At 52.5% G+C, this 16,149-nt stretch carries 17 protein-coding genes; 6 read left to right on the top strand and 11 right to left on the bottom strand.

The window, feature by feature from the left end:
- Positions 1–9 precede the first annotated feature (9 nt).
- The 7 genes from HV350_RS12490 to HV350_RS12460 form a co-directional block, all read right to left on the bottom strand.
- Positions 10–816: an ABC transporter permease gene (locus HV350_RS12490; RefSeq protein WP_003020204.1), complete on the bottom strand. Its 807-nt coding sequence runs from the start codon at positions 814–816 to the stop codon at positions 10–12.
- Positions 806–1,750 (bottom strand): ABC transporter permease, encoded by a 945-nt coding sequence (locus HV350_RS12485; RefSeq protein ID WP_016153152.1) that lies wholly within the window; start codon positions 1,748–1,750, stop codon positions 806–808. The genes HV350_RS12490 and HV350_RS12485 overlap by 11 nt, the downstream gene beginning before the upstream one ends.
- The gene (locus HV350_RS12480; protein ID WP_016156582.1) at positions 1,751–2,767 is read right to left on the bottom strand and encodes an ABC transporter ATP-binding protein; all 1,017 of its coding nucleotides are present in this window, start codon (positions 2,765–2,767) and stop codon (positions 1,751–1,753) included.
- Positions 2,768–2,783: 16 nt separating this feature from the next.
- Positions 2,784–3,929 carry a putative ABC transporter substrate-binding protein YdcS gene (ydcS, locus tag HV350_RS12475; protein WP_016153154.1) on the bottom strand — a complete coding sequence of 382 codons (1,146 nt, stop codon included), beginning with the start codon at positions 3,927–3,929 and terminating at the stop codon, positions 2,784–2,786.
- A gap of 329 nt (positions 3,930–4,258) precedes the next feature.
- Entirely contained in the window at positions 4,259–5,668 is a 1,410-nt protein-coding gene (locus tag HV350_RS12470) for a PLP-dependent aminotransferase family protein (RefSeq protein WP_181630590.1), read from the bottom strand.
- 92 nt (positions 5,669–5,760) lie between these two features.
- Positions 5,761–6,177: a type II toxin-antitoxin system HicB family antitoxin gene (locus HV350_RS12465; protein ID WP_131341011.1), complete on the bottom strand. Its 417-nt coding sequence runs from the start codon at positions 6,175–6,177 to the stop codon at positions 5,761–5,763.
- Between the two features lie 31 nt (positions 6,178–6,208).
- Complete coding sequence (locus HV350_RS12460) at positions 6,209–6,397, bottom strand: type II toxin-antitoxin system HicA family toxin (protein ID WP_181627388.1); 189 nt, start codon at positions 6,395–6,397, stop codon at positions 6,209–6,211.
- Positions 6,398–6,660: 263 nt separating this feature from the next.
- On the opposite strand from HV350_RS12460, the gene HV350_RS12455 reads away from it, so the two are divergent.
- The 4 genes from HV350_RS12455 to HV350_RS12440 all read left to right on the top strand — a co-directional run bounded on the left by HV350_RS12455 (position 6,661) and on the right by HV350_RS12440 (position 9,619).
- Positions 6,661–8,064 (top strand): cytochrome ubiquinol oxidase subunit I, encoded by a 1,404-nt coding sequence (locus tag HV350_RS12455; RefSeq protein WP_016153156.1) that lies wholly within the window; start codon positions 6,661–6,663, stop codon positions 8,062–8,064.
- Entirely contained in the window at positions 8,064–9,074 is a 1,011-nt protein-coding gene (gene cydB / locus HV350_RS12450) for a cytochrome d ubiquinol oxidase subunit II (RefSeq protein ID WP_181630589.1), read from the top strand. The genes HV350_RS12455 and cydB overlap by 1 nt, the downstream gene beginning before the upstream one ends.
- Complete coding sequence (locus HV350_RS12445; protein ID WP_003020230.1) at positions 9,074–9,199, top strand: DUF2474 domain-containing protein; 126 nt, start codon at positions 9,074–9,076, stop codon at positions 9,197–9,199. Before cydB ends, HV350_RS12445 begins: the two co-directional genes overlap by 1 nt.
- A 189-nt stretch (positions 9,200–9,388) precedes the next feature.
- Positions 9,389–9,619: a DUF2554 family protein gene (locus HV350_RS12440; protein ID WP_016153158.1), complete on the top strand. Its 231-nt coding sequence runs from the start codon at positions 9,389–9,391 to the stop codon at positions 9,617–9,619.
- A gap of 3 nt (positions 9,620–9,622) precedes the next feature.
- On the opposite strand, the gene HV350_RS12435 is transcribed toward HV350_RS12440, so the two are convergent.
- A complete protein-coding gene (locus HV350_RS12435; protein ID WP_181630587.1) occupies positions 9,623–11,584 on the bottom strand; it encodes a U32 family peptidase in 1,962 nt (653 codons plus the stop codon).
- Between the two features lie 79 nt (positions 11,585–11,663).
- Entirely contained in the window at positions 11,664–12,200 is a 537-nt protein-coding gene (locus HV350_RS12430) for an XRE family transcriptional regulator (protein ID WP_181630585.1), read from the bottom strand.
- Positions 12,201–12,305: 105 nt separating this feature from the next.
- Here HV350_RS12430 and HV350_RS12425 point away from each other — a divergent pair, with 105 nt between their 5' ends.
- Complete coding sequence (locus tag HV350_RS12425; protein ID WP_181630582.1) at positions 12,306–13,472, top strand: benzoate/H(+) symporter BenE family transporter; 1,167 nt, start codon at positions 12,306–12,308, stop codon at positions 13,470–13,472.
- On the opposite strand, the gene HV350_RS12420 is transcribed toward HV350_RS12425, so the two are convergent.
- On the bottom strand, positions 13,455–14,324 hold the full coding sequence (locus HV350_RS12420) for an AraC family transcriptional regulator (protein ID WP_181630581.1): 870 nt from the start codon (positions 14,322–14,324) through the stop codon (positions 13,455–13,457). The two genes, HV350_RS12425 and HV350_RS12420, sit on opposite strands and share 18 nt — an antisense overlap.
- A 184-nt stretch (positions 14,325–14,508) precedes the next feature.
- On the opposite strand from HV350_RS12420, the gene HV350_RS12415 reads away from it, so the two are divergent.
- Positions 14,509–15,417, top strand: coding sequence for a DMT family transporter (locus HV350_RS12415; protein WP_016153163.1), 909 nt, complete (start codon positions 14,509–14,511; stop codon positions 15,415–15,417).
- Positions 15,418–15,452: 35 nt separating this feature from the next.
- On the opposite strand, the gene HV350_RS12410 is transcribed toward HV350_RS12415, so the two are convergent.
- Complete coding sequence (locus tag HV350_RS12410; RefSeq protein ID WP_016153164.1) at positions 15,453–16,127, bottom strand: DUF3313 domain-containing protein; 675 nt, start codon at positions 16,125–16,127, stop codon at positions 15,453–15,455.
- Positions 16,128–16,149 lie beyond the last annotated feature (22 nt).

The raw sequence follows: 16,149 nt of genomic DNA, 5'->3' as shown, positions 1-16,149 counted from the left end.
TATCGTCGTTTATTTACCGTTTCCGGCGAGAGTGTCGCCTTCACGCGTTAGCCACCAGGCCCCTAAAATTGGCAGTGTTGTCACCAGCATTACCAGCAATGCCACAACGTTGGTGACAGGCACATCTCGTGGTCGACCCAGTTGATTGAGCAGCCACAAAGGAAGTGTTCTTTCATGTCCGGCGGTGAACGTTGTCACGATGATTTCATCAAACGACAAAGCAAACGCCAGCATCCCTCCCGCCAGCAGTGCCGATGCCAGGTTTGGCAGCACGACATAACGAAAGGTTTGCCAGCCGTTGGCGCCAAGATCCATAGACGCTTCAACCAGACTCCATGAGGTACGGCGAAAACGCGCCACGACGTTGTTAAATACCACCACCACGCAAAACGTCGCATGGCCGACCACGATGGTGAGAAAACCGGGTTCCAGGTTGATAGTTTTAAACGCCGTCAGTAGCGCCAGACCGGTAATAATCCCCGGCAGCGCGATCGGCAACAGCAGCAACAGCGATATTGCGCTTTTACCAAAAAAGTCCCTGCGCCACAGTGCGGCAGCGGCCAGCGTCCCCAGAACGAGAGCAATGGCCGTCGACAATGCAGCGATTTTAAGTGACAACGTCACCGATTCCAGAATATCGCTACGTTGCGCCGCAACGCTAAACCACTTCAGCGTTAACCCCTGCGGTGGAAAACTAAAAGCAGCCTCCTCAGTATTAAAAGCATAGGTGGCGATGATGAGGATGGGAAAGTGCAGGAAAATAACCCCGCCCCATGCCGCCAGTTTGAGTAACCAGGGCGCGCGTTCAGAGTGCATCGAAAGCTCCCAGACGCTTCACGAACGCCAGATACAGTGCGATTAACACAATCGGCACCAGAGTAAATGCCGCCGCCATCGGCATATTGCCGATCGCCCCTTGTTGCGAATACACCATATTGCCGATGAAATAGCCTGGCGGCCCCACCAGTTGCGGCACGATAAAATCGCCCAACGTCAGAGAAAAAGTAAAGATCGACCCCGCCGCGATACCGGGTATCGCCAGTGGCAGGACCACATAGCGGAAAGTCTGATGCGGACGAGCGCCCAAATCAGCGGAGGCCTGTAAGAGCGAAGGCGGAAGTCTCTCCAGCGCGGCCTGTACCGGCAGGATCATAAAAGGCAGCCAGATGTAGACGAACACCAGAAAACGCCCTAACCCTGAAGTCGACAACGTATTGCCGCCTACCGCAGGTAGCGTCAGGAACGAAAGCAGCAGAGGCTCCAGTCCCAGATGAGTTAAAAACCACTGCGCCACCCCGTCTTTAGCCAACAGTAACGTCCATGCGTAGGCTTTAACAATGTAGCTGGCCCACATCGGCAACATCACAGCAATGTAAAAAAAGGCTTTCATTTTGCCACTGGTATATCGCGCCATATACCACGCCATCGGAAACGCCAGAATCGCGCTGGCAATGGTGACCGCCACCGCCATCGTCAGGGTACGCAAAATGATGTCGTAGTTGGCGGGATTAAACAGCGCCTGCAAATTCGCCAGCGTCAGGTCGGGCGTGACCGACATGGTGAAATCATCGAAGGTATAAAAACCTTGCCATAACAGCGTCAGTAATGAGCCGAAGTAGACGATCCCAAACCACATCAGCGGTCCGAGGAGCAGCAAAAACAGCCCCAGACCTGGATTACGCCAGAAGAACCCTGAGATCCGGTTCAGACTTGTCGACTGTGGAGGCGAATGTAAGACATTCATAGCCATTCACCTCTCCTCAACCAGCGGTACCATCACGTCGCGTGACCACGATGCCATCACCTGTTGACCCGGCGACAGCGTTGTCGGCAGCATTTCTCCCGTCAGGTTCGCCTGGCTAACCAGCAATTTTTCACCGCCGACAAGTTTCAGCTCAAAACGTGTCGCGGCACCCTGGTACTGCACCGCCTGGATAACCCCCCGGGCCTGGACTTCACCACTGGTATCATTCAAGCGAATGTGTTCCGGACGCAGGGAAAACATACCCTGTAGCCCGCAAACGTTCGCTGACATCGTTTCATCAAAAACATTTGACGTCCCGACGAAACTTGCCACAAACGGTGTGCGCGGACGCATGTACAGTTCACGCGGAGAATCTACCTGTTCGATGCGACCATTATTAAACACCGCCACACGATCGGACATCGACAGGGCTTCACCCTGATCGTGGGTGACAAAAATGAAGGTGATACCCAGGGATTGCTGTAACTTTTTCAGTTCCAGCTGCATCTGCTCACGCAGCTTAAGATCCAATGCCCCGAGCGGTTCATCCAACAGCAGGACGCGCGGTTCATTGACCAGCGCGCGGGCAATCGCCACGCGTTGCCGCTGACCACCGGAAAGTTGCGATGGTTTGCGTTCATAAACAAAACCGAGCGCAACCTTATCCAGCGCTTCACGTGCTTTTGCGTGACGCTGTTTTTTATCAATACCTTTGACCATCAGCCCGTAGGCGACATTGTCGAGAATCGACATATGCGGGAATAGCGCATAATCCTGAAATACCGTATTGACGTCCCGTTCCCAGGGCGGCAATTCGCTGGCCTGCTTACCAAAAATGGTGATTGCGCCGCCTGACAGTTGCTCAAACCCTGCAATAAGGCGCAGACAAGTGGTCTTGCCGGAGCCGGATGGCCCCAGCATAGAGAAAAACTCACCGTCGTTAATCGCAATACTCACCCCATCAACTGCACGAACATCCCCGTACAGACGCGAGACGTTATGAAACTCCACTGCGTACGTCATAAAACCCCCAGCGGAATTAACGACCGCCCATAATGGCGATGTAATCCTGCGTCCAGCGACTGTAAGGAACGAATTTGCCACCTTCTGCGATCGGCGTTTTCCAGAAGGCAATTTTGTCAAAGTAGCTATAGCCGTTGGTTTCACAGCCCTTTTCACCCAGCAGCGGGCTGGCTTTACAACCTTCAGGCACGACTGGCAGAGAACCAAACCAGGCTGCGACGTCGCCCTGAACTTTCGGGGTTAATGACCAGTTCATCCATTTGTAAGCGCACACCGGGTGTTTGGCTTCGCTGTGCAGCATGGTGGTATCAGCCCATCCGGTAACCCCTTCTTTTGGGAAGACCGTGGCAATAGGCTGGCCTTCTCCTTTCAGGGCGTTCGCCTGATAAGGCCAGGCGCTGGACGCCACCACACCTTCGTTTTTGAAGTCGCTCATTTGCACGGTGGTATCGTGCCAATAGCGATGGATCAGCGCGTGTTGATCGCTCAGGACTTTGATCACCGCCTGATACTGTTGTTCGGTGAGCTGATAGGGATCGGTAATGCCCAGTTGCGGCTGAGTCGCCTTAACGAATAATGCAGCATCGGCAATATAGATCGGGCCATCGTAGGCTTGAACGCGCCCTTTATTGCTTTTTCCGTCCCCAAGTTTTTGCTCAACAAATACCACGTTCCAGCTATCCGGCGGCGTTGGGAAAATTTTGGTGTTGTACATCAGCAGGTTTGGCCCCCACTGGTATGGTGTGCCGTAAACTTTTCCGCCAACGTTAAACCACTCGCCTTTTACCACGCGCGGATCGATGCTTTTCCAGTTAGGGATCAGCGCGGTATTAATCGGCTGAACGCGTTTTCCCATAATCAGACGCAATGAGGCATCGCCGGAAGCGGTAACCAGGTCGTAGCCGCCTTTTGCCATCAGGCTGACCATTTCATCAGAAGTGGCCGCTGTTTTAACATTGACCGCGCAGCCGGTCTCTTTCTCAAACTGCGAGACCCAATCATATTGTTTATCGGTCTGTCCACGTTCGATGTAGCCCGGCCAGGCAATAATATCCAGACGGCCTTCCGGTTTATCTAAGGATGTCGGGGGTTCGGCTGCCTGTGCAGTCATCAGCGTCATACTGAGTGCGCACAGGCTACTGAGGGCAAACTGCTTGCTCATAACGTCTTACTCCTGTCTAAAAAATATTGAGCGGCAGCCTTGCCGTAAATATATGTCCTTTCCTAAAAATAGTCGGGGTGTTGTAAGCGTTCCTGCTGGCGCAAGGAAATTTAATCAGGTTGTGAGCTAACGCTCATTACGCTACTGATGCTGATCGGGAGCTTTAATCTTCTGGAGTATAGACAAGGAGTTAGGTGCAATGGTGGCAATAGTAAGAACTATTGATTTTTTGTATGGTAGCACCCGATATAAATAACATCGGGGTTAGGTATTCTCTATTTCGAAAATAAGAACGCGCTATTCTTTTATATTGAATAGCGCGTTACGTTTTATTTCATCATCTCGCGAATTAATTTTCCCAGCTGTTTCACTGCCTGTTCCTCACGCTCTCCCCAGTGCCATGCGGTATTAAAGCGAAAAAAACGAGTCCAGCTCCCCGAGGTCGAAAACATTTTTCCCGGTGCAATGCTGATATGGTGCGCCAGTGCCTGGGTGCTGAGCGCGCCTGCATCAAGCGGTTCAGGCAGTTCCAGCCACAGAAAATAGCCGCTGTCGTTATGGTGAATTTTGACTTCCGCCGGAAGATGACGCAGCAACGTTTGCCAGGCCTGCTGTTTGCGTTCCGCCAGTTGACGGCGTAAGCGGCGCAGATGCGCGTCATAGCGCCGGGTTGACAGATAATCCACGAGCGCAAGCTGCATGGGGGAACTGGTGGATAACGTGCTCATGAGCTGGAGTCGCTGAATACGTCGAGCATGCTTCCCGGCCGCCACCCAGCCCACGCGAAATCCGGGCACCAGGCACTTCGAGAAGGATGAACAATGCAAAACGCTGTCGGCGCGATCCCAGGCTTTGGCAGGCAGTGGTTTTTCGCGACCAAAGTACAGCTCGCTGTAGACATCATCTTCTATCAGCATTACATGATATTTTTCCAGCAATGCGACCAGGTGCGCCTTTTTCTCTGGGCTGAGCGTAAAACCCAGCGGATTTTGGCTGTTGGTCATCAGCCAGCAGGCTTTTACCGGATACTCCTGTAACGCTTGCTCCAGCGCGGTAAGATCGATCCCCTCTTTCACGTCGGTGGCAATCGAAAGCGCCTTCAGCCGTAATCGCTCCAGGGCCTGCAACGCCCCGTAGAAACAGGGGTTTTCGACAATCACCCAGTCTCCCGGTTCGGTAGCCGCCTGCAGGCTCAGGTTGAGGGCATCCAGCGCACCGGTAGTGATGACAATCTCATCAGGTGAAATGGTCATCCCCTGTTGAGCATAGCGGCGGGCAATGGCATGGCGCAGCTCATCATTTCCCGGCGGCAGGTTTTCTATCACGCTCATGGCGGTCGCGGTTTTACTGACCTGCGCCAGCGAGCGGTTCAACTGCTGGAGGGGAAACAAACGCGGATCGGGGAATGCAGAGGCAAATGGCATCACTGACGCATCCCGGCTGGCCTGCAGCATATCAAAAATATAGGTGTTGATATCCACCGCTTCATCGCGCATCACCTGCGCCTGCGGCGCTGCCAGCTCACGTTCAGGGCGCGCGGCAACATAGTAACCCGACTGCGGTCGGGCGATAATCCGACCCTGACTTTCCAGCAACTGATATGCATGTCCGACGGTCATAAAACTCATGCCACTGCTGACCACCTGCTCGCGCAAGGATGGCAAGCGATCGCCGGGCTGCCATACGCCAGACGCGATTTGATCGCGAATTTGCTCAGCCAGTCGCTGGTATTTTTTCATTTTTCGTCCTGATAATCGGTGTCGGTGACAAGCACTGTGTATATCAGTTTACATAATCAGGGCATTTTTTATAACTGTTATAGTTAACAGTTTTACAACATCGTTACTGACAGCTCCTTGCCTAAGGCGCGTGCAGCTATTTGCACAGCATCAATTTTTGTCGCGTGCTTTAAATCGAACAAACGGGTAATTTCCTGCTTAGGCCTGCCGATTCTGTTTGCCAGCTCCTGCTGGGTGATTTTTGATTCAAGAAAGGCATTTAACAAAAGAACCTTCGACGCAATGCTCAGGGGGATTTCCACATAGTCACCTTCTGCGCCAACCGCCGAAGGTAAAGGAATCGGTTCGTTATCGTCGAAATAGAATTCAAAAGCGGTCACCAATGCAGACTGCGCAGCCTGCAAAGCCCCATGACGGGTTTCGCCCTGGGTTAATGCTTCAGGAATATCCGGGAAAGAAACCACGAATCCACCTTCCACGGCGGGGATTAGATTAACGGGATAACGCATGATTTTTTCAAAATCTCTCATATAATTAACCTCATATTGATGATGACTGTAAACCAAGCTGCTTCAGGATCGATTTTCGCAAGGCTTCTTTTATTTCATCACCAGGATGCCTGGGCATAACGCTACGCCTTTCCTGATACCTCAACTTCAGATGATTTGAGCCGTTTGTAACAGCCACTCCCTGAGATTCAAGCCAGCGTCTGAACTCACTTTGCTTCACTGCGCCTCCCTGTCGTCTATTATACGCACAAAGTAAACATTTATGATTACCTTTTCATTACCTCGCTAGTGATAGCGTAAAATCACTCGCGTGGGGAGGACGCGATTCAATAACAGGAATCCAGGTTCCAGATTTCATATCAGCCAGGCTAACCTATAACAGCACGACAACTGTTATGGTTAAAAAGAACTGTTCTGTTTCTGCCTTCCATTGCTTCGCAGCCTTAGAATTGCGCCAAATCAATTTTGCCTGCGGAGCTAAGCATGTTCGGTCTTGACGCGTTTCACCTGGCGAGGATCCAGTTCGCGTTTACGGTATCCTTTCACATCATCTTTCCGGCGATTACCATTGGCCTCGCCAGTTATCTGGCGGTGCTCGAAGGGTTATGGTTAAAAACGAAAAATCCGACCTGGCGCTCGCTATACCATTTCTGGTCGAAAATATTCGCCGTAAACTTTGGTATGGGCGTGGTTTCCGGGCTGGTGATGGCTTATCAGTTCGGCACGAACTGGAGTGGTTTTTCTGAGTTCGCCGGTAGCATCACCGGGCCGCTGCTGACCTATGAAGTATTAACCGCCTTCTTCCTCGAAGCGGGCTTCCTCGGGGTAATGCTGTTTGGCTGGAACCGGGTTGGCCCAGGGCTTCACTTCTTCGCGACCTGTATGGTTGCGCTGGGTACTATTATTTCTACCTTCTGGATCCTCGCCTCCAACAGCTGGATGCAAACGCCACAGGGCTATGAAATTGTTAACGGGCAAGTTGTTCCCGTCGACTGGTTCGCCGTGATTTTCAATCCGTCATTCCCTTATCGTTTGCTGCATATGTCCGTTGCCGCCTTCCTGAGCAGCGCGCTGTTTGTCGCGGCTTCAGCCGCATGGCATTTATTGCGCGGTAATAGCACGCCAGCAATTCGCGCTATGTTTTCAATGGCGCTGTGGATGACGTTAATCGTCGCTCCGCTGCAGGCCTTAATTGGCGATATGCACGGGTTGAATACGCTGAAGCACCAGCCTGCAAAAATTGCGGCGATTGAAGGACACTGGGAAAATCCGCCCGGTGAACCGACCCCGCTGCTGTTGTTCGGCTGGCCGGATATGGAGCAGGAGCGCACCCGCTATGGGCTGGAAATCCCGGCGCTGGGCAGCCTGATCCTGACTCATAGTCTGGATAAACAGGTCCCGGCGTTAAAAGAATTTCCGAAGGAAGACAGGCCCAATTCCACCATCGTGTTCTGGTCGTTTCGCATTATGGCAGGGTTAGGCATGCTGATGATCCTGCTGGGCGCGTTTGCCCTGTGGCTGCGTTATAAGGAGCGGCTATACACCTCACGTCCTTTCCTGCGTTTTGCATTGTGGATGGGGCCCTCCGGTCTGATTGCCATCCTTGCTGGCTGGGTGACCACCGAAGTTGGCCGTCAGCCGTGGGTGGTTTACGGTTTGCAACGTACGGCGGATGCGGTTTCCGCACATGGTGATTTACATATGAGCATCAGCCTACTGTCTTTCTTTGTGGTGTATAGCTCGGTGTTTGGCGTGGGTTACAGCTACATGATCCGCCTGATCCGCAAAGGGCCACAGGAAGATGAGCCGACCATTCCACCAACAGGCACGCCGGCACGGCCGCTTTCTGCTGTCGTTCTCGATTCTCAACCGGAGGCACACCGCTAATGGGTATCGATTTATCAGTTATCTGGTTTGTAATTATCGTGTTCGCCACGCTGATGTATATCGTGATGGACGGTTTTGATCTCGGGATCGGTATTTTATTCCCTGCGATTTCGGATGCGGATGACCGCGATGTGATGGTCAACAGCGTCGCCCCGGTATGGGACGGTAATGAAACCTGGCTGGTGTTGGGCGGCGCCGGATTATTCGGCGCTTTTCCCCTGGCCTATGCGGTGATTGTCGATGCGCTGACGATCCCGTTGACCCTGATGCTCATCGGCCTGATATTTCGCGGCGTCGCGTTTGAGTTTCGCTTCAAAGCCACGCCGGCGCATCGACCATTCTGGGATAAAGCTTTTCTCGGCGGTTCAATCCTCGCGACATTCACTCAGGGTATTGTGGTCGGTGCCGTACTCAATGGATTTTCCGTCACCGGACGCAGCTACAGCGGCGGTCCTTTCGACTGGCTGACCCCCTTTACCCTGTTCTGCGGCGTGGGCCTGGTTGTAGCCTACGCCCTGTTGGGGGCAACATGGCTGGTGATGAAAAGCGAAAATCCGTTGCAGGATAAAATGCGCTGCGTGGCAAGAAAACTGCTGCTGGCGATGCTGGTTGTCATTGCCATTATCAGCCTGTGGACGCCGCTGGCGCACAGCGCCATTGCCGAGCGTTGGTTTAGCCTGCCCAATCTGTGGTTCCTGATGCCGGTTCCGCTCCTGGTTGCGCTGATTAGCCTCTGGCTGTGGCGCTCGCTGGGTCAGCAAAACAGCCATACGCTGCCTTTTGTATTGACGCTGTGGCTGATTTTTCTCGGGTTCAGCGGGCTGGGGATCAGTATCTGGCCCCACATCATTCCACCGTCCATTACGCTGTGGCAGGCGGCAGCTCCGGCGCAGAGCCAGGGCTTTATGTTAGTTGGCGCGCTGCTGATTATCCCGATAATCCTGGTGTACACTTTCTGGAGCTACTACGTTTTCCGCGGCAAAGTTCAACATGGTGAGGGGTATCATTAATGCAACAAACAATCTGGAAACGCCTGATGTGGCTGGTGATCCTCTGGGGCGGCAGCGTGCTGGCCCTGGCCGCCGTTGGTATGTTCTTTCGTCTCCTGATGACGGCCGCCGGATTTAAATCCTGATTCTCTCTCTGATAACAACCGGGCAGCGCTGCACTGCCCGGTTGTGACAAATCCCAACGTTATCTAAACAAAAATGTAAAAAACATCGAAATGACAAAACAGAGATTGTCATTAACCCGATTAAAATATTGAATAGTCACCTGGCGAAATTATCGTCAATTCCGCAGCTAACGTACCAGAGGGTGCATGATGTTTAAGAAAGGGTTAACGGTGTTATTGCTGGCCAGCGCGCTTTTTTCCGGTCAGCTTCTCGCTACTAATCAGGGACATGAATATCTTCAGGTGCAGGATGCCGATCACTTATTACGACACACGGCCGACAGCGATGAACTACGAATGACGGCGGAAGAATCCGCCGCCGATCTTCGCGAACACCATTACTGGCAAAAATCACGCAAACCCGATACACATCAGAGCTAACCGTTAGCTTTTACGCTTTGGCAACGTTTTCAGCAGTTCTTCAGGGCTGACGGAAGCCACCACGCTGCCCGGCAACGGCATCTTCAGAATGTGATGTTTCATCTTGCCGATCACGTGCATTTCGCACGGTCGGCAATCAAATTTCAGCGTCAGGACCTCATCGCCGTTAACCAACTGCATCGGCGTGGCTTTCCAGCTTTTGATATTTCCTTTCGCCTGTTTCGGACACAGGTTAAACGCAAAACGCAGGCAATGTTTGGTGATCATCACCGGCACATCGCCCTTTTCTTCATGCGCCTCATAGGCGGCATCAATCAACTGCACGCCATAACGGTGATAAAACTCTCGCGCTTTATGGTTGTAGACGTTAGCCAGAAAGCTCAGATGCGTTTGCGGGTAAACCGGCGCCGGCTGGGCAACCGGTTTACGGCGACCGCGCTGATAGTTTTGCAAACGAGCTGCATCCAGCATGTCGACCGCTTCACGTCGCAGCTGATTCAATTGACCGTTCGGCACGAACAATGCTCCCGGCAGATTCACCTGAATATTACGGGCGTAATACAGCGTTTGTCCCAGCTTTGCCAGGCCATCCTTTAGGTTGCTCAACGCTTTTTCTGCATTGTTCGCTTCCTCAAACTGGCCGTCCAGCGTATGGGTGATACTCACCCCCTCCTCACTGGTGAGCGTCAGGATCAACTGTTCCTGCCAGCCGCCCAGCTCAATATCGACCGCGACGCGGCGTTCGCTGGAGGTTTTGGTCAACGCTTGCTGCCAGTTATGATCGAGATTGCGGTTCAGCGGATGGTTGGCGCGCACTTTGTGCAGATCGGCGGGCATTTCATTCGGCCACACCCGATAACGATTGTGCCCCGTTTTTTCAACGGTGTTGGCGCGAAATCCGACGACCTCACGCTTGATTAACACGTTCAGACCATCCCCGTTGGCCAGCGGTTCTGTTACCTCAACATCGAGATGCTCTTTTGCCACCTTCAGGACTTCGCCAACCGGCAGACCGATGAACTTTGGTGAGTCGAATGCGCCGATATCCCCCTTACGGGCATTCACAAAATAATCGGTGCTGCCGCGATGGAAGGTCTTTTCCGTGGATGGAGTAAAGAAATGTTCGGTACGCCCGGCTGAAGAACGTGCAAGATCGCCGCGCTCTTCAATAATGGCGTCCAGCATCTGACGATAATGCGCGGTAATATTCTTCACATAGCTCATGTCTTTATAGCGCCCTTCAATTTTGAAGGAGCGCACGCCCGCGTCAATCAACGCGCCGAGGTTGGCGGTCTGATCGTTATCTTTCATCGACAACAGATGTTTTTCATAGGACACCACTCGCCCCTGATCGTCTTTCAGGGTATACGGCAGGCGACAAGCCTGAGAACAGTCACCGCGGTTAGCGCTACGTCCGGTTTGCGCATGTGAAATATAACACTGGCCTGAATAGGCGACGCACAGCGCACCGTGAATGAAAAATTCAATAGTCGCATCCGTAGCCTGATGAATGGCGTGTATCTGCTCAAGGCTCAGTTCGCGCGCGAGGACAATTTGGGTGAATCCGACGTCAGAAAGAAACTTCGCCTTCTCGACGCTGCGAATATCACATTGGGTGCTGGCGTGCAGCTCAATGGGAGGAATATCCAGCTCCAGAATCCCCATATCCTGCACAATCAGGGCGTCAACGCCGGTCTGATACAGATCGGTAATTAATCGCTGTGCGGGCTCCAGCTCATCATCATGCAAGATTGTATTCAGCGTCACAAAGATTTTCGCCCCGTAACGATGCGCAAACGGCACCAGTTCGGCGATATCTTTCAGACTGTTACTGGCGTTATGACGCGCGCCAAAACCCGGTCCGCCAATGTAAACGGCGTCAGCACCGTGCAAAATGGCTTCACGTGCAATGGCGGTATCCCGGGCCGGGCTTAACAATTCAAGGTGATGAGGCTGCTGGCGCATACAGTTGTTACCATCCACAAGTGGTAAAAATGGCGGCTATTGTAGTCACAAGCGCGGATTTTCGGAATAGTTTTCCCGATTAACCGCGCGGGTAATGGATCAGGGAATGAAAGTGAACCGTTTGTTCGCTACTGTTACGGTAGCTATGCGCCCTGTCTCCCGCAAAACGCACCCCCTCGCCGGATTTCATGGTGCGCCACTGCCCCTCAATACACATATCCAGCAGCCCATTTATCACCACCACGTGCTCTATAACGCCGGTTTCATGCGGAGTCGATTCACTGAGTGCGCCAGGTGCCAGCTGTATCGAAAAATGATCGAAGCACAGCTGTGGGTCCCACGGAAACAATGGCGTGACGACCATCGCCTGCTGCTGGGGATCGAATGTTGGCGCGCCGTCTGACTCTGGCGGTGAAATAAACGTCGAGAACGGCACGTTCAGTCCGGTAGCAATTTTCCACAATGTCGCCACCGTTGGGCTGGATTCGTTGCGCTCAATCTGCCCCAACATGGCTTTTGACACGCCGGTTTCCTCCGCCAAACGTGACAGGCTCCATTCCCGATGGTGACGTAGCGTGCGGAGCGTTGTGGCCAGATAGTGGGTTAAGTTTTCCATTTTTCGCCTTCCTGACTCTCCTTTCTCAAGGCTACAGCTTAGCACTTGTACGCTATAACGCACAGTGCTACATTGATTGACCGTTATAACGCACACGGAGTGACTATGCGCGCATTTTCCATCCCACTATCCACCGTATTATCGGGTTTTGTGGCTGTCCTGGTCGGTTACGCCAGCTCGGCTGCCATTATCTGGCAAGCGGCCCTGGCCGCAGGTGCGACCACAGATCAAATCGCGGGCTGGATGACCGCGCTGGGGATTGCAATGGGCGTCAGTACGCTGGCGCTGACGTTATGGTATCGCGCTCCTGTGCTCACGGCCTGGTCAACACCTGGCGCCGCGCTGCTGGTTACGGGTCTGCACGGGGTAGCGATTCAGGATGCTATCGGCGTTTTTATCGTAGCTAACGCGTTGATTGTGCTGTGCGGCATAACCGGATTGTTTGCCCGTCTGATGAAAATAATCCCCCACTCACTGGCATCAGCCATGCTGGCCGGGATCCTGCTGCGCTTTGGTCTGCAGGCCTTTAATAGCCTCAACAGTGAGCTTATTTTGTGCGGTAGTATGCTGGTGGCATGGCTGGTATTTAAAGTCACAGCCCCACGGTACGCGACGATCGCCGCGATGCTGGCGGGTATCGCTATCGCGCTAATAAAAGGTGACATTGTCACAAGCGGAGTGGATTTGTCGCCGGTCATGCCTGCGTTTATTGCCCCACACTTTTCATTTGCCCACAGTATCAGCATTGCGCTACCGCTGTTTCTGGTTACCATGGCTTCACAAAATGCCCCTGGTATTGCCACTATGAATGCCTCGGGCTATTCATTACCCGTTTCACCGCTCATTATCTTTACCGGCCTGCTGGCGCTGCTGTTTTCGCCGTTTGGTGTCTACTCCATCTGCATTGCCGCCATAACCGCCGCAATTTGCCAAAGTCCCGAAGCGCATCCTGATGCCAAACGACGCTGGCTCGCCGCCGCCGCGGCTGGCGTCTTCTATCTTCTGGCAGGAGTGTTTGGCGGTTCAGTCACAGGACTAATGGCGGCACTACCCGTAAGCTGGATCCAGATGCTGGCCGGTCTGGCCTTGCTCGGGACAATTAGCGGTAGTTTGTATCAGGCGTTGCATAATGAAGCGGAACGCGACGCAGCCATCGTTACGTTTTTGGTCACGGCCAGCGGCCTGACGTTATTGGGGGTTGGATCTGCATTCTGGGGGCTGGTCGTAGGCGGTATCTGCTACGCCGTGTTGACGTTATTTCGCCGCACGTAGCTGCGTTGGCGTTTTACCGGTTACCTGTTTAAACCGGTTACTAAAATGGCTTGCCGAACTGAATCCGCAGGTCATCGCAATATCTGACAAACTGCGTGAAGTGTAACAGACCAGATGCTGTGCCAGCACCATACGACGTTGCATCACGTACTGATGCGGTGCCATATTCATCGACTGGCGAAACATTCTGGCAAAATGGAATTCGCTTAGCGCCGCCTCGCTAGCCAGATCGTTCAGGGTGATTGGGTACGCCAGATGCGCGTCAATATAGGCCAGCACGTTACGCAAGGTGACGGGCGCGAGTCCCCCGGTGACGGTGGGCAGTCGCCATTGGACGTTGCTGTAATGCTGGATCAGATGCGTTAACAGTAGCGAAGATGCTGCGCTGAGCGTGAGGTGATTGGCCGGTTGCTGCCAGTCGTTATCAAGTAAAAACTGACGGTAAACCGCCGTGATCCCCGGGTCACTGCCAAACGTGTGCTCGTCCAGCGTGAAGCTATAGGGGCTTTTATCCCAGACTTTTTCCCCCACTTCGCGCAGATGTGCATCGGTACAATAGAGATGAACAAAGGAGAGATCGTCGCGGATATCCCAACTTGACTCGCTCTCTTTCGGCATCAGGCAAAAACGGTCCGGTCCGCCGCCATTCTTCCAGCCCCCCGCCGTTTTGTGATAACTCTCGTAGCCATCCGCGATATATAAACTGAGCGTATGGTGATCGCAATACTGGGTGATGGTATCGCGCTTGTTTGACCAGGCCGCCAGTTGGATCCCTGAATGTAACGCAACCGATTCATGCAGCACGGCATTATGTTTGCGTAAGTTTTCAAAGGCATCGTAGGGCTGAGGCATACCATCACATTCAAAATAAGTTAGCAGGCTTTCAGTCTATAACAGCCACATATTGTTAACAGCTTCCTTTTCGCTTTTACGCTAAAAAAGCGCAAGATTTTGCAAGTCCGCCGCAAACCGATGAAAGCCTCCTGCCGCCAGACATGACACAGTGTGAACCTGAATCCAAAAAAGAGAGAGTTGTATGAACGCACTGTTGTACTGCCTGGTGGTGGTAATTTGGGGAACGACATGGATTGCGATTTATTTGCAGCAGGGCCCGGTTTCTGCGCCGGTTTCTATCTTTTGGCGCTTCGCCGTTGCCAGTTCGCTGATGATAGTGATCCTGCTGGTTAGCGGTAAATTACGCAAACTGTCTGGTCGCGATCATCTGTTTTGTCTGTTACAGGGTGGATGCGTTTTTTGCTTCAACTTCTGGTGTTTTTATACGGCTGCAGCCTGGATTAATACCGGCCTGGAGTCGGTAATTTTCTCAATGGCCGTCCTGTTCAATGCGGTCAATAGCTTCATCTTTTTTGGGCAAAAACCACCGCTGCGTTTCTATATCGCAGCCGGTCTTGGACTGACGGGCATTGTGACTCTGTTCTGGCAGGATTTGCTCAACAGCGGATTCAATCATTCCTTGCTGCTGGGTATCGGCTTAAGCGCCCTTGGAACCTTCGGTTTCTCATTGGGTAATATGATCAGCATGCGTCACCAGAAAAAAGGGCTGGAAGTGTTAACGACCAACAGTTGGGCCATGCTGTACGGCACGCTGTTGATCGCTGCCATTGCGCTGATGCGCGGGGACAATTTTACGCCACAGTGGACATTCAGCTATCTCAGCGCGCTGTTATATCTGGCTATTTTTGGCTCAGTGATTGCTTTCGGCGCTTATTTCACACTGGTAGGTCGCATTGGTCCCAGTAGGGCGGCATACAGTACCCTGCTTTTCCCGCTGGTTGCGCTAACGCTGTCAACATTGTATGAAGGATACGTCTGGCAAGTTAACGCTATTGCCGGATTAGTATTGATTTTACTGGGGAATATGGTGATGTTTGCCCGACCAGAAGTGCTGATGGGTAAACTATTCTATCGACGCCGGGTGGCATAAAAAAAACGCACCATCCTGAGATGGTGCGTTGATTATTATTGTGGTTTTTTGTTCACGTCAAACATGGTGGCATCCGTCGCCATGTCATCAACAACTTTCTTCAACGTTTCGAATGTCATCGGCGTATTTTCGTTGCTCAGATCTTTACCTTCACCCTTACGTACAACTTTAACTACCGGTTTATTGGTCGCCGCATCAATCAACTCACCCTCGAAATAGAGGTTGGTATCCATGGTACGGTGACCCGTTGCCATTTGTGTTCCCGCAACGAGTAGCGCAACCGGGATCACTTCATAGAACTGCAGTCCTTCTTTGCTCGTTGCAACACCGGTAATCGCTCCGCGGAAAATCAGGCTACGTGGCCCAGGGGTAGTAACCAGGGGCTTACGCTTGCTGATGGCGGATTTCAACTGGGTATTAGTGTAGGTCAGCAGTTGATCAAGAACCTGCTGCCCTACCTGCGTGGTAGGTTTAGGAACCGGATAATACGTTACCGGGTTATATACAATGTTGTCATATTTGGATTCGTTGTAGCTCGGATCAACCCAACGGAGTACGGTTTGTCCCGATGCTGATTGTGTTTCCTTCAAATCAGAGTAATTTTTTAAAAACCCAGAATATTTATCCGGCGCAGTCACTTTTGACGCACAGCCGGATAATGCCAACAAGCCAGTAAGCACTGCAACTTTAAATAAAGTTTGAGTACGCATGAAACGATCCCTTTAGTTTTCG

This window comes from Citrobacter sp. RHBSTW-01013, assembly GCF_013781985.1.
In the GTDB taxonomy this organism is placed as follows: domain Bacteria; phylum Pseudomonadota; class Gammaproteobacteria; order Enterobacterales; family Enterobacteriaceae; genus Citrobacter; species Citrobacter braakii.
This window is presented reverse-complemented; position numbering and strand designations above follow the sequence as displayed.

Coding starts and splice junctions, on each gene's coding strand:
- HV350_RS12445 (WP_003020230.1), top strand. CDS start 9,074: ATGCAACAAACAATCTGGAAACGCCTGATGTGGCTGGTGATCCTCTGG.
- HV350_RS12430 (WP_181630585.1), bottom strand. CDS start 12,200: ATGGAAAACTTAACCCACTATCTGGCCACAACGCTCCGCACGCTACGT.
- HV350_RS12425 (WP_181630582.1), top strand. CDS start 12,306: ATGCGCGCATTTTCCATCCCACTATCCACCGTATTATCGGGTTTTGTG.
- HV350_RS12420 (WP_181630581.1), bottom strand. CDS start 14,324: ATGCCTCAGCCCTACGATGCCTTTGAAAACTTACGCAAACATAATGCC.
- cydB (WP_181630589.1), top strand. CDS start 8,064: ATGGGTATCGATTTATCAGTTATCTGGTTTGTAATTATCGTGTTCGCC.
- HV350_RS12410 (WP_016153164.1), bottom strand. CDS start 16,127: ATGCGTACTCAAACTTTATTTAAAGTTGCAGTGCTTACTGGCTTGTTG.
- HV350_RS12490 (WP_003020204.1), bottom strand. CDS start 816: ATGCACTCTGAACGCGCGCCCTGGTTACTCAAACTGGCGGCATGGGGC.
- HV350_RS12440 (WP_016153158.1), top strand. CDS start 9,389: ATGTTTAAGAAAGGGTTAACGGTGTTATTGCTGGCCAGCGCGCTTTTT.
- HV350_RS12470 (WP_181630590.1), bottom strand. CDS start 5,668: ATGAAAAAATACCAGCGACTGGCTGAGCAAATTCGCGATCAAATCGCG.
- HV350_RS12415 (WP_016153163.1), top strand. CDS start 14,509: ATGAACGCACTGTTGTACTGCCTGGTGGTGGTAATTTGGGGAACGACA.
- HV350_RS12435 (WP_181630587.1), bottom strand. CDS start 11,584: ATGCGCCAGCAGCCTCATCACCTTGAATTGTTAAGCCCGGCCCGGGAT.
- HV350_RS12455 (WP_016153156.1), top strand. CDS start 6,661: ATGTTCGGTCTTGACGCGTTTCACCTGGCGAGGATCCAGTTCGCGTTT.
- HV350_RS12480 (WP_016156582.1), bottom strand. CDS start 2,767: ATGACGTACGCAGTGGAGTTTCATAACGTCTCGCGTCTGTACGGGGAT.
- HV350_RS12465 (WP_131341011.1), bottom strand. CDS start 6,177: ATGCGTTATCCCGTTAATCTAATCCCCGCCGTGGAAGGTGGATTCGTG.
- ydcS (WP_016153154.1), bottom strand. CDS start 3,929: ATGAGCAAGCAGTTTGCCCTCAGTAGCCTGTGCGCACTCAGTATGACG.
- HV350_RS12485 (WP_016153152.1), bottom strand. CDS start 1,750: ATGGCTATGAATGTCTTACATTCGCCTCCACAGTCGACAAGTCTGAAC.